This window comes from Pseudomonas sp. 2995-3 (assembly GCF_002742565.1).
Classification (GTDB): Bacteria; Pseudomonadota; Gammaproteobacteria; order Pseudomonadales; family Pseudomonadaceae; genus Aquipseudomonas; species Aquipseudomonas edaphica.
In genome coordinates, this window is sequence record NZ_LJSB01000125.1 from 69,347 (window position 1) to 92,367 (window position 23,021).

The 23,021-nt window shown below is 61.5% G+C and carries 16 protein-coding genes; 13 read left to right on the forward strand and 3 right to left on the reverse strand.

All coding sequences use genetic code 11. The features are described from left to right. Nucleotides 1-132: 132 nt before the first annotated feature. Together aceF and aceE are read right to left on the reverse strand one after the other, a co-directional pair. Complete coding sequence (gene aceF / locus AOA62_RS05440; protein WP_099548073.1) at nucleotides 133-1,782, reverse strand: dihydrolipoyllysine-residue acetyltransferase; 1,650 nt, start codon at nucleotides 1,780-1,782, stop codon at nucleotides 133-135. An 11-nt stretch (nucleotides 1,783-1,793) separates the two neighbouring features. Beyond that, nucleotides 1,794-4,439, reverse strand: a complete 2,646-nt coding sequence (gene aceE, locus AOA62_RS05445) for a pyruvate dehydrogenase (acetyl-transferring), homodimeric type (protein ID WP_017138519.1) — start codon at nucleotides 4,437-4,439, stop codon at nucleotides 1,794-1,796. 383 nt (nucleotides 4,440-4,822) lie between these two features. Here aceE and glnE point away from each other — a divergent pair, with 383 nt between their 5' ends. The 8 genes from glnE (at nucleotide 4,823) to AOA62_RS05485 (ending at nucleotide 14,941) form a co-directional block, all read left to right on the forward strand. Beyond that, nucleotides 4,823-7,762, forward strand: a complete 2,940-nt coding sequence (glnE, locus tag AOA62_RS05450; RefSeq protein ID WP_099548074.1) for a bifunctional [glutamate--ammonia ligase]-adenylyl-L-tyrosine phosphorylase/[glutamate--ammonia-ligase] adenylyltransferase — start codon at nucleotides 4,823-4,825, stop codon at nucleotides 7,760-7,762. Between the two features lie 229 nt (nucleotides 7,763-7,991). Further along, nucleotides 7,992-9,026 carry a lipopolysaccharide heptosyltransferase II gene (gene waaF / locus AOA62_RS05455; RefSeq protein ID WP_017138516.1) on the forward strand — a complete coding sequence of 345 codons (1,035 nt, stop codon included), beginning with the start codon at nucleotides 7,992-7,994 and terminating at the stop codon, nucleotides 9,024-9,026. Nucleotide 9,027: 1 nt separating this feature from the next. After that, nucleotides 9,028-10,089 carry a lipopolysaccharide heptosyltransferase I gene (gene waaC, locus AOA62_RS05460; protein ID WP_099548075.1) on the forward strand — a complete coding sequence of 354 codons (1,062 nt, stop codon included), beginning with the start codon at nucleotides 9,028-9,030 and terminating at the stop codon, nucleotides 10,087-10,089. Next, a complete protein-coding gene (locus AOA62_RS05465) occupies nucleotides 10,089-11,213 on the forward strand; it encodes a glycosyltransferase family 4 protein (RefSeq protein WP_017138514.1) in 1,125 nt (374 codons plus the stop codon). The genes waaC and AOA62_RS05465 overlap by 1 nt, the downstream gene beginning before the upstream one ends. Next, a complete protein-coding gene (rfaP, locus tag AOA62_RS05470; RefSeq protein ID WP_017138513.1) occupies nucleotides 11,210-12,016 on the forward strand; it encodes a lipopolysaccharide core heptose(I) kinase RfaP in 807 nt (268 codons plus the stop codon). Before AOA62_RS05465 ends, rfaP begins: the two co-directional genes overlap by 4 nt. Then, on the forward strand, nucleotides 12,016-12,750 hold the full coding sequence (locus AOA62_RS05475) for a lipopolysaccharide kinase InaA family protein (protein ID WP_017138512.1): 735 nt from the start codon (nucleotides 12,016-12,018) through the stop codon (nucleotides 12,748-12,750). The genes rfaP and AOA62_RS05475 overlap by 1 nt, the downstream gene beginning before the upstream one ends. Next, the gene (locus tag AOA62_RS05480; RefSeq protein ID WP_099548076.1) at nucleotides 12,747-13,499 is read left to right on the forward strand and encodes a lipopolysaccharide kinase InaA family protein; all 753 of its coding nucleotides are present in this window, start codon (nucleotides 12,747-12,749) and stop codon (nucleotides 13,497-13,499) included. Before AOA62_RS05475 ends, AOA62_RS05480 begins: the two co-directional genes overlap by 4 nt. Beyond that, nucleotides 13,499-14,941, forward strand: coding sequence for a lipopolysaccharide kinase InaA family protein (locus AOA62_RS05485; RefSeq protein ID WP_099548077.1), 1,443 nt, complete (start codon nucleotides 13,499-13,501; stop codon nucleotides 14,939-14,941). Before AOA62_RS05480 ends, AOA62_RS05485 begins: the two co-directional genes overlap by 1 nt. A 131-nt stretch (nucleotides 14,942-15,072) precedes the next feature. On the opposite strand, the gene AOA62_RS05490 is transcribed toward AOA62_RS05485, so the two are convergent. Continuing rightward, complete coding sequence (locus tag AOA62_RS05490) at nucleotides 15,073-17,151, reverse strand: TonB-dependent receptor (protein ID WP_099548078.1); 2,079 nt, start codon at nucleotides 17,149-17,151, stop codon at nucleotides 15,073-15,075. Nucleotides 17,152-17,334: 183 nt separating this feature from the next. On the opposite strand from AOA62_RS05490, the gene AOA62_RS05495 reads away from it, so the two are divergent. The 5 genes from AOA62_RS05495 to AOA62_RS05515 all read left to right on the forward strand — a co-directional run bounded on the left by AOA62_RS05495 (nucleotide 17,335) and on the right by AOA62_RS05515 (nucleotide 22,983). Next, nucleotides 17,335-17,670, forward strand: a complete 336-nt coding sequence (locus AOA62_RS05495; RefSeq protein WP_099548079.1) for a YceK/YidQ family lipoprotein — start codon at nucleotides 17,335-17,337, stop codon at nucleotides 17,668-17,670. Between the two features lie 133 nt (nucleotides 17,671-17,803). Further along, nucleotides 17,804-19,561, forward strand: coding sequence for a carbamoyltransferase (locus AOA62_RS05500; protein WP_017138507.1), 1,758 nt, complete (start codon nucleotides 17,804-17,806; stop codon nucleotides 19,559-19,561). Continuing rightward, a complete protein-coding gene (locus AOA62_RS05505; protein WP_056860561.1) occupies nucleotides 19,545-20,675 on the forward strand; it encodes a glycosyltransferase in 1,131 nt (376 codons plus the stop codon). The genes AOA62_RS05500 and AOA62_RS05505 overlap by 17 nt, the downstream gene beginning before the upstream one ends. Continuing rightward, nucleotides 20,675-21,571 carry an antimicrobial resistance protein Mig-14 gene (locus tag AOA62_RS05510; protein WP_017138505.1) on the forward strand — a complete coding sequence of 299 codons (897 nt, stop codon included), beginning with the start codon at nucleotides 20,675-20,677 and terminating at the stop codon, nucleotides 21,569-21,571. Before AOA62_RS05505 ends, AOA62_RS05510 begins: the two co-directional genes overlap by 1 nt. Next, complete coding sequence (locus AOA62_RS05515) at nucleotides 21,568-22,983, forward strand: PIG-L family deacetylase (RefSeq protein WP_099548080.1); 1,416 nt, start codon at nucleotides 21,568-21,570, stop codon at nucleotides 22,981-22,983. The genes AOA62_RS05510 and AOA62_RS05515 overlap by 4 nt, the downstream gene beginning before the upstream one ends. Nucleotides 22,984-23,021 lie beyond the last annotated feature (38 nt).

Sequence of the window (23,021 nt, forward strand, 5' to 3'; positions counted from 1 at the left end):
TACAAACCTGTTTTGCGTGTTCAACAGACACCCAAAAAAAGCCCCGCCAAGTGGCGGGGTTGAGGTACGAGCGTGGCGCTCGGAAATCGGTAGTGCCAGGCCTCCCCGGTGACAGGGAGGCCCGTTTGAGGCTTATAGCAAGATGGTGCGGATGTCGTTGAGCAGTTGGCTCAGACGCTGCGTGAAGCGGGCAGCAGCAGCGCCGTTGATCACACGGTGATCGTAGGACAACGACAGCGGCAGCATCAGCTTCGGCTGGAACGCTTTACCGTCCCACACAGGCTGGATAGTGGCCTTGGACACACCCAGGATCGCCACTTCCGGCGCGTTGACGATTGGCGTGAAGCCAGTACCGCCAATGTGACCGAGGCTGGAGATCGTGAAGCAAGCGCCTTGCATGTCGTCGGCGGTGAGCTTCTTGTCGCGGGCCTTGGCAGCCAGCGCAGCAGCTTCAGCGGCGAGTTGCAGCAGGCTCTTCTGATCAACGTTCTTGATCACAGGAACCAGCAGGCCGTCCGGGGTATCCACGGCGAAACCTACGTTCACGTACTTCTTGCGAATGATCGCCTTGCCGCTTGGTGCCAGCGAACTGTTGAAGTCCGGCAGCTCCTTGAGCAGGTGCGCGCACGCCTTGAGCAACAGTGGCAGCACGGTCAGTTTCACACCGGCTTTTTCGGCCACGGCTTTCTGCGCAACGCGGAACGCTTCCAGGTCGGTGATATCGGCCTGGTCGAACTGAGTCACGTGCGGGATGTTCAGCCAGCTGCGGTGCAGGCTCGACGCGCCGATTTGCATCAGGCGGGTCATCGGCACTTCTTCGGTTTCGCCGAAGCGGCTGAAGTCCACGACCGGGATCGGTGGAATGCCCGAGCCGCCCGTAGCAGCGCCGGCAGCCGGAGCTTCCTTGGCTTTCTGCATCATGGCTTTGACGTACACCTGCACGTCTTCTTTGAGCACACGACCGTGCGGGCCGGTGGCCGACACAGCGTTGAGCTCAACGCCGAACTCACGGGCCAGCTGACGCACGGCAGGGCCGGCGTGAACCTTGGCACCGCTTGGCGCAGGTGCAGGCGCAGCCGCCGGAGCCGGTGCGGCCTCGGCTTTTGCAGCAGGTGCAGGAGCGGCAGCCGCCGGAGCAGCTTCAGCCTTGGCAGCCGGAGCAGCAGCCGGTGCTGGCGCAGCAGCAGGTGCAGCGCCTTGTACTTTGAGCTTGAGGATGAAGTCGCCAGTGCCGACTTCGTCTTCCAGCTTGACCGCGATGCTTTCCACTACGCCGGCAGCCGGCGATGGGATTTCCATGGAGGCCTTGTCGGACTCCAGGGTGATCAGTGACTGGTCGGCTTCGACGGTGTCGCCGACCTTGACCAGCAGCTCGATGATCTTGGCCTTGCCCGACGAGCCGATGTCCGGAACATGAATATCCTGGACAGTGGCAGCGGCCGGAGCAGCAGCCGGGGCCGCAGGGGCCTCGGCAGCAGCAGGTTTTTCAGCGGCAGGTGCGGGTGCAGCAGCGGCAGCCGGGGCTGGCGCAGGGGCCGCATCAGCGGCGCCTTCGATTTCCAGTTCCAGCAGTTCGTCGCCTTCTTTCAGGCGGTCGCCCAGCTTCACTTTCAGGCTCTTGACCACGCCGGCCTTGGGAGCAGGGATTTCCATGCTCGCCTTGTCCGACTCCAGGGTCAGGATGCTCTGGTCGGCTTCGACGGTGTCGCCGACCTTCACAAACAGCTCGATTACTTCACCTTCACCGCTGCCGATGTCAGGTACGCGAATGAGTTCGCTCACAAAAAATCTCCTCAGCAGTCCAGTGGGTTGCGTTTTTCCGGGTTGATCCCGAACTTGACGATAGCGTCAGCCACCACCTTGGGTTCGATCTCACCACGGTCAGCCAAGGCTTCCAGGGCTGCCAACACCACGAAGTGACGGTCAACTTCGAAGAAGTGACGCAGCTTTTTGCGGCTGTCACTGCGGCCGAAACCGTCGGTGCCCAGGACTTTGAATTCCTTGGACGGGACCCACTGGCGAATCTGTTCAGCAAACAGCTTCATGTAGTCGGTAGAGGCAATGACTGGACCTTTACGGCCGGCCAGGCACTCTTCGACGTAGCTCTTGGCTGGTTTCTGACCTGGGTGCAGGCGGTTGTTGCGCTCGACTGCCAGGCCGTCGCGACGCAGTTCGTTGAAGCTGGTAACGCTCCACACGTCAGCGCCGACGTTGAACTCTTCACGCAGGATCTTCGCCGCTTCACGCACTTCACGCAGGATGGTGCCGGAGCCCATCAGCTGCACGTGGTGCGCCGCTTCCTTGGTGTCTTCTTCGAGCAGGTACATGCCCTTGATGATGCCTTCCTCAACACCAGCCGGCATGGCAGGTTGCTGGTAGGACTCGTTCATCACGGTGATGTAGTAGAAAACGTCCTGCTGCTCTTCGGTCATCTTCTTCATGCCGTCCTGGATGATCACCGCCAGCTCATAGCCGTAGGTTGGATCAAAGGTGCGGCAGTTCGGGATGGTGGCAGCCAGGATGTGGCTGTGACCGTCTTCGTGTTGCAGGCCTTCGCCGTTCAGCGTGGTCCGGCCGGCGGTGCCGCCGATCAGGAAGCCACGGGTACGGCTGTCGCCTGCTGCCCATGCCAGGTCGCCGATACGCTGGAAGCCGAACATCGAGTAGAAGATGTAGAACGGCAGCATCGGCTGGTTGTGGCTGGAGTACGAAGTACCGGCAGCGATGAAGGAGCTCATGGCGCCCGCTTCGTTGATGCCTTCTTCGAGGATCTGGCCCTTCTTGTCTTCCTTGTAGAACATCACCTGGTCTTTATCGACTGGCTCGTAGAGCTGGCCGACGGAGGAGTAGATGCCCAACTGACGGAACATGCCTTCCATACCGAAGGTACGGGCTTCGTCCGGGATGATCGGGACGATGCGCGAACCGATTTCCTTGTCCTTGACCAGCTGCGCCAGGATGCGCACGAAAGCCATGGTGGTGGAGATTTCACGGTCGCCCGAGCCGTCCAGGATAGCCTTGAGGGTATCGAGTGGCGGAGTCGGGATGTCGAAAGACTTGGCGCGGCGCTGTGGCACGAAACCGCCCAGTGCAGTGCGACGCTCGCTGAGGTAGCGGGCTTCGGCGCTGTTTGGCTCCGGCTTGAAGAACGGCAGGTTTTCCAGCTCTTCATCCTTGACCGGGATGTCGAAGCGATCGCGGAACAGCTTCAGGCTTTCAACATCAACTTTCTTGGTGTTGTGCGCAGTGTTCTTCGCTTCGCCGGCACCGGTGCCATAACCTTTGATGGTCTTGGCCAGGATGACAGTCGGTTGTTCTTTGTGGTTGACCGCTTCGTGGTACGCCGCGTAGACCTTGTACGGGTCGTGGCCGCCACGGTTGAGTTTCCAGATCTCGTCGTCGGACAGGTCTGCAACCATTGCCTTGAGTTCAGGCGTGTTGAAGAAGTGTTCACGTACGAACGCGCCGTCTTTGGCTTTGTAGTTCTGGTACTCGCCGTCGATGACTTCGTCCATGCGACGTTGCAGGATACCGTCGACGTCCTTGGCCAGCAGTGGGTCCCAGAAACGGCCCCAGATGACTTTGGTCACGTTCCACTGAGCACCGCGGAACACGCCTTCGAGTTCCTGGATGATCTTGCCGTTGCCGCGAACCGGGCCGTCGAGGCGCTGCAGGTTGCAGTTGATGACGAAGATCAGGTTGTCGAGCTTCTCGCGGCCAGCCAGGGAGATAGCGCCCAGGGATTCCGGCTCGTCACACTCGCCGTCGCCCAGGAAGCACCAGACTTTCTGCTTGCCTTCAGGGATGAAGCCACGGGCTTCCAGGTACTTCATGAAGCGTGCCTGGTAGATCGCCTGGATCGGGCCAAGGCCCATGGATACTGTCGGGAACTGCCAGAAATCAGGCATCAGCCAAGGGTGCGGGTACGACGACAGGCCGTTACCGTCCACTTCTTGGCGGAAGTTGTTCATGTGTTCTTCGGTGATGCGGCCTTCCATGAACGCGCGGGCATAGACGCCTGGCGAGGTGTGGCCCTGGAAGTAGATCAGGTCGCCGCCGTGTTCGTCGGTCGGGGCCTGGAAGAAGTAGTTGAAGCCGATGTCATACAGGGTTGCGCTGGAGGCGAAGCTGGAGATGTGACCGCCCAGGTCAGAATCTTTCAAGTTCGTGCGCATTACCATCGCCATGGCGTTCCAACGTACCAGCGAGCGAATGCGGCGTTCCATGAACAGGTCGCCAGGCATGCGTGCTTCGTGGGTAACGGGGATGGTGTTGCGGTATGGCGTGGTGATGGCGTAAGGCAATTGCGAGCCGCTGCGGGTCGCGAGTTCGCCCATACGGGTCATCAAATAGTGAGCACGGTCTTCGCCTTCTTTGTCGAGAACCGATTCCAGGGCGTCCAGCCATTCCTGGGTTTCGACGGGATCGAGGTCTTGCATGGCTTGCTCCAGGGCGGAAAGGCTACCAGAATCGGTTGCCTGAAGTTTGCGACTGGCCTTGTGGGCAGACGACATAAATTCTTGGATGGCCGAAGGTTGCTTCGGCGTCCTGTAGTTTTACTACAAATCGTCGGCCATTTCAGCCTTTCGAATGTATATACGAGTAGTAAAACTACACAAGACTGAGCGTATGGCTCGGTCTGGCTGGTGAGCATAATCGTTATTGTTGATCATTTGCGAACAAGAAAAGGTGAAAGTTTGATGCTGGCTGCCAAGATGAAATTAATTTCAGCTATTTCTAACCTTTGTTCGACAGTCCTTCACCAAGCGTGGTTCTTGCCTTCACAACCACATGCCTTTCGCGCGCCGATCAAGGATAGACCATGAGCCTTCCAACGCTGGCCGAACTGCCGGCCATTCTCTTGCCTTTTGCCCAGCGGGCCGAGCAGTCATTTCGTGACGCAGTGGCCGCGCTGGACGCCGATCATGGACTTTCTGCGTGGACGCCGCAACGGTGGGCCGACTTTGCCCGGGTGTGCGCCGCCAGTGATTTCGTCATTGAACAGAGTGTTCGTGACCCTTTGATGTTGCTTGAACTGGTGGCCTGGGGCGAGCTGGACCGCGGCTTTGCGCCCGGTGAGCTGTGCAGTCAGATCGCCGGTGCCGTGCAACAGGCCGAAACAGAAGATGAGTTGGGCCGGGTGCTGCGCCGCCAACGCACACGTCAGCAAGTGCGCATTATCTGGCGCGACCTGACCCGACAGGCGGACCTGGTGCAAACCTGTCGCGACCTTTCCGACATGGCCGACGCCAGCATCGACCAAGCTTACCAGTGGCTGTACCAGCGCCACTGCGTACAGTTCGGCACGCCCACAGGCCGGCGCAGCGGCGAAGCCCAGCACATGGTCATCCTCGGCATGGGCAAGCTCGGCGCGGTGGAGTTGAACCTGTCATCGGACATCGACCTGATCTTCGCTTACCCCGAAGGCGGCGAGACGGTCGGCGTGAAGCGCGCGCTGGACAACCAGGAGTTTTTCATTCGGCTTGGTCAAAAACTGATCAAGGCGCTCGACCCGATGACGGTCGATGGTTTTGTGTTCCGTGTCGACATGCGCCTGCGGCCCTATGGTTCGGCCGGTGCGTTGGTGCTCAGCTTCAATGCGCTGGAGCAGTACTACCAGGATCAGGGCCGCGACTGGGAACGCTACGCCATGATCAAGGCGCGCGTGGTGGCCGGCGACCAGGTGGCCGGCACGCAATTGCTGGATATGCTGCGCCCGTTCGTTTACCGCCGTTACCTGGATTTTTCTGCGATTGAAGCATTGCGCACCATGAAACAGCTGATCCAGCAGGAAGTGCGGCGCAAGGGCATGGCCGAGAATATCAAGCTGGGCTCGGGCGGCATCCGCGAGGTGGAGTTTATCGCCCAGGCGTTCCAGTTGATCCACGGTGGCCGCGACCTGAGCCTGCAACAGCGGCCGTTGCTCATGGTGCTCGGCACGCTGGAAGGCCAGGGCTACTTGCCGCCTGCGGTGATCGCGGAGTTGCGCAATGGCTATGAATTCCTGCGCTATACCGAGCACGCGATCCAGGCGATTGCCGACCGTCAGACGCAAATGCTGCCGGACAGCCCCGAAGATCAGGCGCGCATTGCCTTTATGCTGGGCTTTGCCGACTGGGCCGCGTTCCATGAGCGCCTGATGTACTGGCGTGGCCGGGTGGACTGGCACTTCCGTCAGGTGATTGCTGATCCTGACGAAGAAGAAGGCGAAGAAAGCGAGCTGGTGGTGGGCGGGGAGTGGTTACCGTTGTGGGAAGAGTCCCAGGACGAAGACGCCGCTTGTCGCCAACTGGCCGAGGGTGGTTTTACTGACGCGTCCAAAGCCCTCAAAGCCCTGGCTGGCCTGCGTGGCAGCCCGCAGTTGCGCGCCATGCAGCGCCTCGGTCGCGAGCGGCTCGACGCCTTTATCCCGCGCCTGCTGGCCCAGGCCGTCGAGCACGCCAACCCGGATCTGGTGCTCGAGCGCGTGCTGCCGCTGGTGGAGGCTGTGGCGCGACGTTCTGCTTACCTGGTGCTGCTGACCGAAAACCCCGACGCCCTGCGCCGCTTGTTAACGCTGTGCGCCGCCAGCCCGTGGATTGCCGAGCAAATCACGCGCTTCCCGCTGCTGCTCGATGAGTTGCTCAACGAAGGCCGCCTGTTCAAGCCACCTTTGGCGCCGGAGCTCGCCGCTGAGCTGCGTGAGCGCCTCACACGCATCCCCGAAGATGACCTTGAACAACAGATGGAGGCCTTGCGTCACTTCAAACTGGCCCACCGCCTGCGTGTAGCCGCTTCGGAAATCGCTGGCAGCCTGCCGTTGATGAAGGTCAGCGACTATTTGACCTGGCTCGCCGAAGCTATCCTCGAACAAGTGCTGGCCCTGGCCTGGCGCCAGACGGTCGCCCGTCATGGCTCACCGCAGCGCGTGGACGGCAGCCTGTGCGACCCGGGGTTCATCATTGTGGGTTACGGGAAAGTCGGCGGCATCGAGCTGGGGCATGGCTCGGACCTTGACCTGGTGTTCATCCACGACGGAGATCCCCAGGCCGAGACCGATGGCGCCAAACCCATCGACGGCGCGCAGTTCTTTACGCGTCTGGGCCAGCGGATCATTCACCTGCTGACCACCCAGACCAACTCCGGCCAATTGTATGAAGTGGACATGCGCCTGCGACCTTCCGGCGCCTCCGGTTTGCTGGTCAGCTCGTTGGGGGCGTTTGAGCGCTACCAGGAAAATGAAGCCTGGACTTGGGAACATCAGGCCCTGATCCGCGCGCGGGTATTGGTGGGCAGTCAGGATGTCGGCCATGCGTTTGAACAGGTACGCGCTAACGTGCTGGGGCGTGAACGTGACTTGGCGAAGCTGCGCCAGGAGGTCAGCGAGATGCGCGCCAAGATGCGCGATAACCTGGGCACCAAGGCGACGGCTGCCGGGACGGGGGCGAACGCCTTCGAGCCGACGACCGTGTTCGACCTCAAGCAAGACGCCGGTGGTATCGTCGATATTGAATTTATGGTGCAATACGCGGCTTTGGCGTGGTCTGCGCAACATCCATCGTTGCTGCGCTATACCGACAATATCCGCATTCTGGAAGGCCTGGAGCAGGTCGGGCTGATGCCCGCTGCCGATGCCCATCTGCTGCGGGAGGTGTATAAGGCCTACCGTTCCGCCGCGCACCGCCAGGCCTTGCAAAACGAGGCCGGCACGGTAGCCGGGGATCAGTTCGCCGACGAACGGCGCCAGGTGAAGCGAATCTGGAATGAACTGGGGTTAAGCTGAAACTCGATTAAATGTGGGATGCCAATCTAATGTGGACACACAGCTTTGTGTGGGAGCCGGGCTTGCCCGCGATGCAGACGCCTCGGTTTATCAGTGATACCGAGTTGATGCCTTCGCAGGCAAGCCAGCTCCCACACAAGCCAGCTCTGACACAAAGTGGCTACCGTGACCTACAGTAAATAACGATGCGGGGAGGCATAAGCCTCCCCGCATCGTTTGTGGAAACTACATGAATATTCTGATCGTTGGGCCTAGTTGGGTCGGTGACATGGTGATGGCGCAGACACTGTTCCAGTGCCTCAAGCAACGTCATCCCGACTGCCAAATCGACGTGCTCGCCCCTGAGTGGAGCCGGCCGATCCTCGAGCGCATGCCCGAAGTGCGCACGGCCTTGAGCTTCCCGCTCGGCCATGGCGCCCTTGAATTGGCGACGCGCCGACGCATCGGTAAATCCATGGTCGGCCAGTACGACCAGGCGATTTTGCTGCCCAACTCGCTCAAGTCGGCGTTGGTGCCGTACTTTGCCGGCATCCCTAAACGTACCGGCTGGCGCGGCGAGTTTCGCTACGTGTTGCTTAATGACGTGCGCACCCTCGACAAGGCGCGCTACCCGCTGATGATCGAACGTTTCATGGCGCTGGCCTACGAGCCCGGCGCCGAGTTGCCCACGCCGTACCCGCGCCCGAGCCTGCAGATCGATCCGGTGAGCCGTGACGCGGCGCTGGCCAAGTTCGGCCTGGCGCTTGACCGTCCAGTGCTGGCGCTGTGCCCCGGCGCCGAGTTTGGCGAGTCCAAGCGCTGGCCGTCGGAGCATTACGCCAAAGTCGCCGAGATGAAGATTCGCGAAGGCTGGCAGGTGTGGCTGTTTGGTTCGAAGAAGGATCACCCGGTCGGCGAAGACATTCGCCAGCGCCTGATCCCCGGCCTGCGTGAAGAAGCGGTGAACCTCAGTGGCGACACGTCGCTGGCCGAGGCTATCGATTTACTCTCCTGCGCCGATTCGGTGGTGTCCAACGACTCCGGCCTGATGCACGTGGCGGCCGCGCTGAACCGCCCCTTGGTGGCGGTGTATGGCTCGACGTCGCCCGGTTTTACCCCGCCTTTGGCCGACAAGGTTGAGGTGGTGCGCCTGGGCCTGGATTGCAGCCCGTGCTTTGAGCGTACCTGCCGTTTTGGCCATTACAACTGCATGCGTCAGTTGCTGCCGCAGCCAGTGAATGAAGCCTTGCAGCGGTTGCAGGGTTCCGCGGTCGAGGTTCGCTAGTTTGCGCGTATTGGTAGTCAAGACCTCATCCTTGGGCGATGTGATCCACGCCTTGCCGGCACTGACCGACGCGGCGCGGGCGATCCCTGGCATCCGCTTTGACTGGGTGGTGGAAGAAGGCTTTGCCGAGATTCCCACCTGGCACCCAGCCGTGGACAAAGTGATCCCGGTGGCGATTCGTCGCTGGCGCAAGAACATCTGGCAAACCATCAAGAGCGGTGAATGGCGGCGCTTCAAGCAGAGCGTGCAGTCGACCAAATACGATTTGGTGATCGATGCCCAAGGGCTGCTCAAAAGCGCCTGGCTGACGCGCTATGTACGCGCGCCGGTGGCCGGTTTTGATAAGAATTCTGCCCGTGAACCGATGGCTGCGCGTTTCTACTCGCGCCGGCTAGCCGTGGCCCGTGGGCAGCATGCGGTAGAACGCTTGCGCCAGCTGTTCGCCGTGGCGTTGGGTTATGACTTGCCCAAAGGCCTGGGCGATTACGGCCTGAGCGTCGACAAGTTGCTCGGCCTGCCGCCGAAAAAACCCTTTGTACTGCTGCTGCATGGCACCACCTGGGACACCAAGCACTGGCCCGAAGCCTACTGGCGTGAGCTGGCCGAACGCATGGGCCGCCTGGGTGCGGACGTGAAATTGCCATGGGGCAATGCCGCCGAAAAGGCCCGCGCCGAGCGTCTGGCCCAAGGCCTGCAAAACGCCGAAGTGCTGCCCAAACTCAACCTGGCCGGCGTCGCCCGTGTGCTGGCCGGTGCCCGCGCCTGTGTGGCGGTGGACACGGGGCTGGGCCACTTGGCCGCCGCGCTGGACGTGCCGACTATCTCCCTGTTCGGCCCCACCAACCCGGGCCTGACGGGCGCCTACGGCAAAGGCCAGATTCACCTGGCCAGCGATTTCCCATGCGCACCGTGCCTGCAAAAAACCTGTACCTATCAACCGACGGCCGACGACCTGCGTCGGTTCGACATCACGCGCGAGTCGCCCCTGTGCTTCACGCGCTTGAACCCTGAGCGTGTGGCAAACCGACTGAGCACGTTGTTATTGGCTGAGGAGCTGCACTGATGCAACTGGCTTTTGTTTTGTACAAATATTTCCCCTTCGGTGGCCTGCAGCGCGACTTCATGCGCATCGCCCTGGAGTGCCAGCAGCGCGGCCATACGATTCGGGTCTACACGCTGATCTGGGAAGGCGAGATTCCGCCCGGCTTTGAAGTGCTGGTGGCGCCGGTCAAGGCGTTCTTCAACCATCGGCGCAACGAGAAACTGTTGGCCTGGATGGAAGCTGACCTGGCCAAGCGCCCGGTGGACCGTTTGATCGGTTTTAACAAAATGCCCGGCCTGGACGTGTACTACGCCGCCGACGGCTGCTTTGAAGACAAGGCGCAAAACCTGCGTCACTCGCTGTACAAAAGCTTTGGCCGTTACAAGCACTTTGCCGAGTACGAACGTGCGGTGTTCGCCAAAGACGCCAAGACCGAAGTGTTGATGATCTCCGAAGTGCAGCAACCGCTGTTCATTAAGCATTACGACACGCCGCTGGAGCGCTTCCACCTGCTGCCGCCGGGCATTGCCCAGGACCGCCGCGCGCCGCCAAATGCGGCCGAAATCCGCGAAGGTTTCCGCAAGGAGTTCAACCTGCGCGACGACGAGTTGCTGCTGGTACAAATCGGTTCCGGCTTCAAGACCAAGGGCGTCGACCGCAGCCTCAAGGCCGTGGCCGCGCTACCGACCGAGCTTAAAAAACGTACGCGCCTGTTTGTAATCGGCCAGGACGACCCCAAAGTATTCCAGTTGCAGAGCGCCACATTGGGGCTGGGCGATAACGTGCAGTTCCTCAAGGGCCGCAGCGATATCCCGCGTTTCCTGCTGGGCGCCGACCTGTTGATTCACCCGGCGTACAACGAAAATACCGGTACCGTGTTGCTCGAAGCCCTGGTGGCCGGGTTGCCGGTGCTGGTCTCGGCGGTGTGTGGGTATGCCCACTACATTGGCGAAGCCGACAGCGGGCTGGTGCTGGATGAGCCGTTTGAACAAGCGCAGCTCAACCAGTACCTCACGCACATGCTTACCGACACTGCACAGCGCGCGGCCTGGGGCCGTAATGGTTTGGCCTTCGCCGAGACGGCCGACCTCTACAGCATGCCGCAGCACGCGGCAGATGTGATTCTGGCGGAGCCGAAACGATGAAGTTGATTCTTGCCGAACCGTTCAAGACCTTATGGGCCGGGCGTGACGCCTTTGCCGAAGTCGAGAAACTGCAAGGCCAGGTATTTCGTGAACTGGCGGCGCGTCGCACCTTGCGTACCGAGGTGGAGGGCCGCCCGTATTTCGTGAAAATCCACCGTGGCATCGGTTGGGGCGAGATCTTCAAGAACCTGATCACCGCCAAGCTGCCGGTGCTGGGTGCCGGCCTGGAATGGTCGGCCATCCACCGCTTGCAGGAACTGGGTGTGCCGACCATGACCGGCGTGGCCTTCGGTGAAAAAGGCAGCAACCCGGCCGACCAGCACTCGTTCATCATCACCGAAGAACTGGCCCCGACCATCAGCCTGGAAGACCTGACCGTCAACTGGGTGGCCGAGCCGCCGGCACCGGCATTGCGCCATGCGCTCACCGCTGAACTGGCGCGCATGGTCGGCGACATGCACCGTGGCGGCGTCAATCACCGCGACTGCTACCTGTGCCACTTCCTGCTGGATACGTCCCGGCCGATCGATGCGCGCACCATCAAGCTTTCAGTGATCGACCTGCACCGTGCCCAATTGCGTGCCCATCTGCCGCTGCGCTGGCGCGACAAGGACTTGTCCGCGCTGTACTACTCGGCGCTGGACATCGGCCTGACTCAGCGCGACAAACTGCGCTTTCTCAAAGGCTACTTCCGACAGCCGCTGCGCCAGATCCTGGCCGAGCAGTCGGCGTCCCTGAGCCTGTTGCAGCGCAAGGCAGACAAGCTGTATGCGCGCAAGCAACGCCTGGGGGATGCGATCTGATGGCGGGTTGGAACCTGGAACCTGCTTACGCCGCCCTGGCGGATGATTTCGGCAGCCTGGAGGCGGTGTTTGCCTTGCAGGGTGAGCGACTGACGCGCGACCCCTTGTCGGAAGTGATTCGGGTGGAGCGTGGCGGGGTCAATTACTACGTCAAACGCTACGTAGGCGCCGGCAAAGGCCTGCGCCGTTACCTGGGAAAACCTCGGGTAAAGTCCGAATGGCAGAACCTCAAGCGCTTCGCCAAGTGGGGGATTCCCACCGCCGACGTGGTGGCCTGGGGCCTTGAGCGCAAGGGTTTGGCCTATGCGCGCGGGGCGATGATTACCCGCGAGCTGCCCAAGACCGAAGACCTGTCGGTGCTGGCCGATCGTAACGATCCGTGCTTGAAAGACCCCCAGTGGGTCAACGTGATCAGCCGTCAGCTCGCCGAATACACGCGCACGATGCACGAACACCGCTTTACCCATAACGACTTGAAGTGGCGCAACCTGCTGGTTGACGATAACCGTACGCTGTACCTGATCGATTGCCCCAACGGCGATTTCTGGCGCGGTTTCTGGCTCAAGTACCGTATTACCAAGGACCTGGCCTGCCTGGATAAAGTCGCCAAGTATCACTTGTCGGCCACCCAGCGCCTGCGTTTCTACATGCAATACCGCCAACGTAAGCACCTGACGGCTTCGGACAAACAGCGAATCCGTCACGTGGTGAAGTTTTTCGAGGGGCGCGAATGACTGATTTCCTGGCGGCCGATGATCGCGCATTGCTTGCGCGCCACGGCCTGGCTGACTTCGATGCGCTGTGGGCCAGGCAACTGGACGCGGTGGATGAACCCAATACCAGCGACGGCGGCTGGAGCAGCGTGTTTCGCCTGGAGCTTGATGGCCAGGGTTACTACCTCAAGCGCCAGAGCAACTACCTGACGCGCACGCTCAGCAAGCCGTTTGGCGAGCCGACGTTTGCCCGCGAGTTCCGTAATATCAGCCGCTACCGGAAGCTGGGCATTCCGGCGTTGCAGGCGGCGTTTTTCGGTGAGCGCAAGGTTGAAGGCGAGCGCCGCGCGATGTTGCTGACCCGAGCCCTGGATGGCTGGAATGACCTGGATTCACTGCTCGAACAATGGCCGCAGCTGAGTGACGACCAGCACCGTGCGATCTTGCTGGCCTGTGGTCAGCTGGCGCGCCACCTGCACAGCGTAGGGCAAGTGCATGGCTGTTTTTACCCCAAGCATATTTTCCTGCAACCGCTCGGAGACGGTTATGCCGCGCAGTTGATCGACCTGGAGAAAACCCGCCCGCTGCTGTTTGGCCGGCGTGATCGGGTCAAGGACCTGGAGCCATTGCTGCGCCGTGCGCCGCAATGGTCGGACGCGCAAGTGCGGCAGCTGCTGGCAGCGTATCTGGACCAGCCTGAAGACAGCGCGCTGGTGGGCGCCTGGTTCGAGCGCCTGACGGCCCGGCGCAGTCACAAGGAGAAGCGCTGATGCGCTTGTCCGAACTGAAAAAAGCCGGCCGCACGCCCGAGCTGCCGCTGACCCTCGAGCTGGCCGACGCCGCAGGCCCTGGCCAGCTGCAACTGCTTAACCTGTTGCGCGTGTTGCCGGGCGAACGCTACGTGGGCGCCGCCGTCTGGCGCGGCCGTCCGGTGTTGGCCAAGTTGCTGGTAGGCAGCAAGGCCGCGCGGCATTTTCAGCGTGAACTCAGCGGCGTGCGCCTGCTGGCCGAGCAAGGCCTGACCACGCCACAATTGCTGGCCGATGGCTTGCAGGAAGGCGAGGGCGGCTGGCTGCTGTTTGAATTTATCGAAGGTGCCGAAAGCCTCGCCGATGCCTGGCAGGCGGTCGAAGGGTTGCCACCATTGGCGGACGAGCAAACGGCTGTGCTCGCAGAGGCGTTGGGCGCAATTGCGCAGATGCACGCCAAAGGCCTGTGGCAGGAAGACCTGCACCTGGACAACCTGCTGCGCCAGGACGGCAAGCTGTACCTGATCGACGGCGCCGGGATTCGTGTTGAAGCGGCGGGCAAGCCGTTGTCGCGCAACCGGGTGCTGGAAAACCTTGGCGTGTTCTTCGCCCAGTTGCCGAAAAACCTCGAGCCGTTCACCGAAGAGTTGCTGGTGTACTACCTGCTGGGCAACGGCGAGCACGCCTTGCCGCTGCAAGCCCTGGAAAAACAGGTGCGCAAGGTCAGCGCCTGGCGCTTGAAAGACTTTTTGAACAAGGTCGGCCGTGAATGCACGCTGTTCAGCGTGGTGCGTGGCGCCTTTGCCTTGCGTGCGATTCGTCGTGAGGAAGAGGCGGCGATGCTGCCGGTGCTGGAGCAGGCCGACGCGCTGCTCGACCAAGGCCATTTGTACAAAACCGGTGGTGCGGCCACCGTCGCCAAGGTCGAAGCGGGCGGGCGGCCACTGGTGATCAAGCGCTATAACATCAAGGGGTTTGCCCATTGGCTCAAGCGCTTCTGGCGCCCCAGCCGGGCCTGGCATTCGTGGCGCGAGGGCAACCGCCTGGCGTTCCTCGGCATCGCCACGCCCAAACCGCTGGCGGTGTTGGAAAAACGTTTTTTGTGGCTGCGCAGCCGGGCTTACCTGGTGACTGAATACCTGCCGGGGCCGGACATCATCGAGCGTTTCGCACCGTATGTTGAGAAAGGCGACGCACCCGAGAATGAACTGCTGGCCCTGGACCACTTGTTCGCCGAGCTGATCCGCGAGCGCATCAGCCATGGTGATTTCAAGGGCCATAACCTGTTCTGGGCCGAGGATCGCTGGGCGTTGATCGACCTGGACGCCATGTGTCAGCACAGCTCGGTCGCAAGCTTCGCGCCGGCGTTCGCCAAGGACCGCGCGCGGTTTATGCGTAACTGGCCTGAGAGCAGTGCGCTGTACCAGCTTATAGATCAGCGTTTGCCCAAACAGGTGCAATGATCGTTCCCACGCTCAGCGTGGGAATGCCGCCCCGGACGCTCTGCGTCCCGCTCCTCAAGCCACGTGCAAGGTGACGCGGAGCGTCACGGGATGCATTCCCACGCGGAGCGTGGGAACGATCAGCCCGATACTCAGAACTGGTATTCAGCCCCGGCCCCCGCATACCACGACCTTCCCGGCGCCGCCTCGTAGTAACGGAAGTTGCCGTCCCCAACAATTACCGAACCGACATACTGGCGATCCAGCAAGTTATCCAGGCGCACCGTCTGGTGAAAGGTCCAGTGCTCCACCTTTTGTTCGAAGCGCGCCCGCCAGTTGAACACGCTGTAGCCCGGCGCGGCGCGTTGCTGGTTGGTGTCTTCGACGTAGACCTTGCTGCGGTACATGCCTTCGAGGGCGGTGCTGACCCAGTCGCGGGGTTTCCAGTTCAGCTCGGCGAAGAGCGTGGTTTGCGGTACGCCGGGCAGGTAGTTGCCTTTGTCCACAGGCTTGCCGCCGCCCATGAAATCGCTGTCATAGGTGGCTTGCAGGCGGGTATAGGCGAGGTTGGTGCTCCATTGTTCCGAGAGCTGGCTTTCGATGCCCAGTTCGAAGCCTCGGCGCAAGGTGCGGCCGGCGTTCTGGTAGGTAGTGCGGCCGTCCTTGGATGACAGCACCACCAGTTCGTCGTCAGTGGTGATTTGAAACAGGGCCGCGTTGACACGCGTGTCCTGGCCTATCTTTGCCTTCAAGCCGACTTCAAATTGTTTGCTGACTGACGGCTTCAAGGCGAAGTTGAAGCCATTTGAAGTGGTCGAATACGCCGACTCGGCCTGGGTCGGGGTTTCGAAGCCTTTGCCCGCGCTCACATAGCCATGCAGGTCCGGCGTGAAGGCGTACATCACGCTGACCGAAGGCGTGTTCTTCTGGTAGGTCTTGCTGCCACTGTCATTGCCGTCGCTTGTGAAGTGGTCGTCCACCTCCATTTTCATGCTGCTGTGGCGCAGGCCGGCTTGCAGGGTCCAGTCGCCCAGCAGCCAGTTGGCTTGCACGAACGGGTCGATGCTGGTGGCGGTGTCGAGTTCGTCACGGCCCAGGGCGCCTTTGACACCGTGCACGCCGTCCAGGGTGTTGGAATAACCTTGGCGGTCATCCTGGCTGCGGTCGTAATCGAGGCCGGTGATCAGGGTCAGCTCGCCGGGGGCGCTGGTGATCGGTTGCAGCCAATGCACCGAACCGCCGTAGAATTTACGGTCGAAGTTCACCACGCCGCCGCGCTTGTCAGAGGCGGTGCCGCCTGGAATCGACAGGTACTGAATCACGCTCCTGCGCCCGGTGTACGCATTCACCTGCAGCGTGGCATCGCCGATGTAGCGTTCGTAATTCAGGCCCAACTGCTGATGATCGATGCTTTTTCGCGTGTTGTACTGCAATGCAGCCGGCGCTACCGAGCGCGGATCGGCCTTGTAGGCTGCCCAGCTTTGCCCAAGCGGATCCTGTGTGCCGTTTTGCTCCAGGCTGCTATAGATCAGCGCCAACTTGCTGTCTTCGTCCGGCTGGAAGTTGAGCTTGGCGAAGGTCTGGTCACGACGGGCGCTGCTGTGGTCGCGGTAGCCATCGGTGTCCATGCGTGAAGCGTCGAGCACAAAACCTGCGCCGTTCGCCGCGCCTTCGGCGGTGAGGTGGTTTTTGCTCATGCCGTCGCTGCCCACCAGGGTTTCGGCGCCGATGCGCGGCGGGCCTTCGCCGTCGCGGGAAAACATCTGGATCACGCCGCCGGCATTGCTGCCATACAAGGTGGCGGCCGGGCCGCGCAGCACTTCAATGCGCTCGGCGGTGTCGAGGTTGAAGGTGGCCGCCTGGCCCTGGCCGTCCGGAGTGCTGGCCGGGATGCCGTCGGCGATCAACTTGAGGCCGCGTACGCCAAACGCCGAGCGCGCGCCGAAGCCGCGCGAGGAGATCTGCAGGTCCTGAGCATAGTTCTGGCGGTTTTGTACCACCAGGCCCGGTACGCGCGACAGGGCTTCGGAGGCGTTGATGCCGAGTTGGCCGTCGCTGATTTGCGCGTGGCTGATGCTGTCCACCGAGTACGGCAGGTCGAAAGTCGGGCTGGCGCTGCGCGAGCCGGTGACCACGCTGGGGTCGAGGACCAAAGTGGCATCGTCGGCCAGGACGGTGCTGCTCAAGCCGAGCAGCAGCAGGGCAAGGGGAACGGGTGGGGGTGTATTCATCGGGAAGCCGGATCAGTGGCGCGACGCAAGGGATAGACGTCGGCGCAAGAAAAGCGCGAGTTTAACGGCTCCCTCCTGCTTTTGCCGAAGAAGAAGACTCCTACGCCGTTTTGAGCTTCGAGTTATCTGTCAGTCGCCGGCCATAATGGTAGGTTCTCGCCTTTCCAACGATTAGAGGCAACCATGAAAGGCAAAAAAGCGAGCCTGTGGGTCTTGATAGGCGGGTTTCTGGTTCTGGGCGGCTGCGGCACCGTGACCACGGCGTTCCGTGAGGATGGCGACACGGTTCGAACGCTCAAGGCGAAAAAAACCTATTGTCAGTCTGTTCCGCGTATCTACAGCGGGGTGGTCTATGACCTCTGCGTACTGCATGGGCCGCCGAATTCCGCAAGCGGGATCGCGTTGAACGACGTGCCATGGGCTTTTATCGATGTGCCTCTCTCCGCTGTTCTGGATACGCTCATCTTGCCCTACACGATCTACCAGCAAAATGTCGATGGCAGCATTGAGCTTCGCTAGTCCCTCGCAGCTAACAGCTTCCTGGCTCTTTTACGCTATAATCCCGCCCTTTAGCTGTTTCTCGCTCAGGCGGGAGGCACACTTTTTTCAGGCGCAACCCGCCTGCATGCAGACTAAAAGAGGCTAGACCCCAGTGGCATTGACGATTCTTGGCCTGTCCGGCGCCCTTAGCCATGATCCTTCCGCAGCGCTGTATATCGACGGCAAGCTGATCGCGGCCGCCGAAGAAGAGCGCTTCGTACGCGACAAACATGCAAAGAACCGCATGCCCTACGAATCGGCGAAGTTCTGCCTGGAACAAGCCGGCATCAAGCCTTCCGACGTTGACGTGGTGGCGATCCCGTTCGCCCCGATCAGCCTGTTCGGCGAGGCGCGCTGGCACTACGCCAAGCGTTACTGGTACGCCCCGGACCGCGCCCTTGACGCGATCCTGATGGGTAACCGTCGCTACAAGCGCTATCGCAACAAGATCGTCTGGTGCCTGGAGCAGTTGGGCTTCGATCCGAAGAAAATCAAGATCGAACCGGTTGAACACCACCTGGCCCACGCTTCCAGCGCCTACCACTGCTCGGGTTTCCAGGAAAAAACCGCGATCCTGGGCATCGACGGTAAAGGTGAGTACGCCACCACGTTCTTTGGCTATGGCGAAAACGGCAAGATCCACAAGATCAAGGAATTCTACGACCCGGACTCCCTGGGCGGCCTGTATGGCGCGATCACCGAGTTCCTCGGTTTCGAGATGCTCGACGGCGAGTTCAAGGTCATGGGCATGGCGCCGTATGGCGACGCCAGCAAATACGATTTCTCGCGCCTGGCCTCATTTGAAAACGGCGAGTTGGTGATCAACACTGACTACGCCAACGTCATCGGCCTGCGTCGTTATAAAGAGAAGGGCAAGGGTTTCTACTTCTCGCCAAAACTGATCGAGTGGCTGGGTCCCAAGCGCGAAGGCGACATCGCCGACGAGCCGTACATCCACTACGCAGCCAGCATGCAGGCGCTGTTCGAGAAGCTGGCCTTGCAGATGATCGACCACTACCTGGGCGACATCCTCAAGGACACCGGCAAGCTGGCGTTCGCCGGTGGTTGCGCGCTGAACGTCAAGTTGAACCAGAAGATCATTGCCCGCGATGACGTTAAAGAGCTGTTCGTGCAGCCGGCGTCCGGCGATGCCGGCACCGCGGTTGGCGCGGCGGCCTATGTGTCCCACGCCCGTGGCGTGCCGGTGGAGAAGATGGAACACGTCTATCTCGGCCCGTCCTACAGCAATGAAGACGTGATTGCCGCGTGCGCCAAACACGAAAGCAAGCCGGTGTGGCGCAAGATCGAAAACATGCCCAAGCGCATCGCCAAGATCATGGTCGACGGCAACCCGGTGGCCTGGTTCCAGGGCCGCATGGAGTTCGGCCCGCGTGCGTTGGGCGGTCGTTCGATCATCGGTTGCCCAAGCGCGACCGGCGTGGCCGACCGCATCAACCACCAGATCAAGTTCCGCGAGCGCTGGAGGCCTTTCTGCCCGTCGATGCTCGACACCGTGGCCCCACAGATGATCAAGGTCGATCACCCGGCGCCGTTCATGACCTTCACCTTTGAAGTGTCCGAAGAGTGGAAAACCCGCGTACCGGAAGTGGTCCATGAAGATGGCACCTCCCGCGCCCAGGTGCTCAAGCGCGAATACAACCCGCGTTACTACGACATGATGAAAGAGCTGGAAGTATTGACCGGCAACGGCGTGTCGCTGAACACCTCGCTCAACCGCCGTGGCGAAGCGATGATCTGCTCGCCAACCGACGCGCTGAACATGTTCTTCGGCTCCGACCTGCAGTACCTGATCATGGAAGACATCCTGGTCGTCAAAGACGGCGTGGACCCTTATGACTCGGTCGGCTGAGCGCCACGTCCTGCAGTTCTGCCACGGCTATGACGGGCCGTTTCTGGACTGCGCGCGGCAGTACGCCAGCCTGTTCGCAGGCACAGGCTACAAGGTGACCACGGTGTTTCTCACCGGGGTCGCCGACCCCGATGTGGCCGCCGGTTGCGCCTCTGATGAAGTGCTGTTCATGGAGTTCAGCTCCAAGGCCATTCGTGGCCTCAAGCTGGGCGCCATCCGTGAATTGCGCAAGATCGCCGCGTCGCGCAACTTCAGTTTCTGTATTGCCCACCGCTTCAAGCCGATCTACATCGCCTTGCTCGGTACGCGCCTGCCAGTGATCGGCGTACATCACGCTTTTGGTGATTATCAGCGCCGTAGCCGCAAGCTGTTTGCCTCGATTTTCAGCAAGCGCTTGAGCCTGCTCGGTGTATCTGACGCGGTGCGCGACGATATGCGCCGCTGCCTGCCGGCCTGGCCGGCGGCACGTATCCAGACCTTGTATAACCGCATCGATGTCCAGGCCATGCAAGCGTTGCAGGTGTCGGCCGATGAGGCGCGCGATGCCTTGGGGCTGTCGCCGGATGAGTGGGTGGTCGGCAACGTCGGCCGCCTGCACCCGGACAAGGACCAAGCCACCTTGCTCAAAGGCTTTGCCTTGGCCTTGCCGCATTTGCCGGCGCAGAGCCGGTTGGCGATCCTCGGCACCGGCCGCCTGGAGCAAGACCTTAAGTCTCTGGCGCGCGAACTGGGCATTGCCGAGCAGGTGCTGTTCCTCGGCCAGGTGCCGGATGCGCGCCGGTATTTCCGTGCATTCGACGTCTTTGCCCTGAGCTCCGACCATGAGCCGTTCGGCATGGTGCTGCTGGAGGCCATGGCCGCTGGCGTGCCGCTGCTCGCCACGTCTTGCGGCGGCGCCAAGGAAGTGGTTGAAGGCGTGGGCATCCTGTTTCCGTTTGGCGATGCCGAGCATTTGGGGCAGGGCCTTCGGCACTTGGCCGCGATGGATCGTCAGCAGCACCAGCAGTGCGCCGAGATGATGCTTGAGCGCCTGCACCAACGGTTTTCGGATCAGGCCGTGCGCGATACCTTCTGGCAGTTGCCTGCTGTCACCGAACTGACCGCGAGGGCTTGATGCTCAATCGATTCCAAGGCTTTCGCGAGCGCGGTTGGTCGGTCGTTGACGCGCCGACCTACAGCGACGCCTGGCAGCGTTTTGGCGGCAGTGTCGCCACCCATCCGCAGGTGGTCGAGCGTCTGGCCGGGCTGGCCGAAATTCCGGTGCGCTATTTGGCCTGGGAGCAAAGCGGCGAGCTTAAAGCGTGTATTGCGACCTGGGGGCGCGACCTGGCGTTGTCCAAAGACGTGCTCAAGCGCAATGGCAAAAAAGGCTTGTTCGACCTCGGCAACGCCGAGTTGATCCTGCCCGCCGCTGCCGATGCCCAGGCGCCGCTGCGCCATCGCGCGCGTTACCTGTCGGCCCTGAATGAAGGCCGCTTTGCCGGCATCAAACTCCAGGCCGAACAGTTGGCCATGGCGCGCACGCCTGAAGAACTGTCAAAAAAGTTTCGCTATAACCAGCGCCGTGAATTGCGCCTGCTGGAAGAGGCGGGCGGTGTGGTGCGGCCGGTGCAGGACTTCTCCAGCGCCGAGCTGGCGGCGATCTACTGCGACCTGTTCCAGCGCCGCTGGGGCTTCGCGGCCACCGGTGCCGCGCATATGGCGCAGGTGATCGAGCTGTTGCGTGAGTGGCTGATCGGTTCGGTGATTTTCCTCAACGATGCGCCGATTGCTGTGCAATTGGTGTATCGCGTTGAAGCGCCGCAGTGGGTCAGCGTCGAATACATCAATGGCGGCGTAGACCCCGAAACCCGTGCCTTCAGCCCCGGCAGCGTGCTGAGCTTCCTCAATACGCAAAGTGCCTGGGAACAGGCGCGGGAAGTCGGCAAGCCGTTGCGCTTTTCGTTCGGCCGTGCGGACCGCGAGTACAAAGACCGTTGGTGCAACCCCGTGCCGGTGTTCACCGTATGAGTGCCTCGACAAGCCGCAAGCAGGCGTTGCTCAAGCGCCATCGCCGCAATAAGCGCATCGGGCTGCTGGTCAGCCTGTTGGTACTGATTGCGGTGGGTGTGCTGGTGGCCTGGTGGTTGCCGCTGCTGTTGGCGGTGCTGGCCTGGGTGGCCCATGAAGCCTGGTTTGCCGACCATCTGTTTTACTCGCCCAAGGACGACTATCAGTATCAATTTGCCGCCGATACCGAACAGCCCAAGGTGACGTTGGACAAGGGCCGGCTGGTGCTGGGCCAGACGCTGGAGCTGGCGGGCGATGAGACCTTGATCCTCGCACTGCGGCTCAAGAGCAACCTGCTGGGGCGGTTTATCGATCCCTATGTTGCGTTGCCGGGCGGCGACCGCCAAGTGTTCGAACGCGGCGTCAACGGCCTGCGCTACCTCAATCTCACGGGTCAGGCGCAAGCCTTGCTGGCTGGGCAGTTGCTGTTGCGTGGCCGGTTTTGCCGGGTACAGGGTGAGCCTGTGCTGTCGGTGTTCCGCCAGCCGGATGTGCGTCAGCAGCGGGTGATGGTGATTGCGCCGCATGCCGACGATGCCGAACTGGCCGCCTTTGGCCTGTACAGCCAGGCAGCACAGCCCTGGATCGTGACACTGACCGCCGGGGAGATCGAAGCCGAGCATTATCAGCACATGGGCCTGGGCAAGCCTGAAGCGGCGCGCCTCAAGGGCCGGCTGCGGGCCTGGGACAGTATCGCCGTGCCGCGCTGGGCGGGCGTGGCACAAGAGCACTGCGTTCAGCTCGGGTATTTTTGCCTGCAGTTGGCGGCGATGAAGGCCGAGCCTGCGCGTGCCATAGCGTCGCGGGAAGCCGAGTTGAGCGATATTCGCCTGTTTCGCCAGTTCAACCCGTTCCCACTGCCCGCCGACGCCGATGGCCAGCCGACCTGGAACAACCTGCTGGCGGACCTGCGTGCCGTGCTGTTGATGGCACGTCCTGAGGTCATTGTGCTGCCGCATCCGGTGATCGATCCGCACCCTGACCATATCTGCGCTCAGCAAGCTGTATTGGAAGCCTTGCAGGGCCTGGAATGGCAGCCGACGACCTTGCTCGGTTACGCCAACCATCTGCATGACAACGACCGCTGGCCAATGGGGGATTCGGGCAATAGTGTCGCTTTGCCGCCATGCTTCGACTCCACTTACATTTTGCAACCATATTGCATGCCAGTATCGGAGGAGCGGCAGTGTGAAAAGGCCATGTCGCTGGGCATGATGCATGACTTGCAACCGCAGATGCCGTTCAAGCGGCGGGTGCGGCGAGTCATACAGCGTCTGCTGGCGGGGAGGGCCGTCTCACCGTGGGGTGAGAACGAGTTTTTCCGCAAGGCCATTCGGCGTCATGAACTCTTTTGGTTCATCAAGCACAAGTAACGTTAAGCAACGTGGTGGCGCGCAGCGCGCCTCAGTAC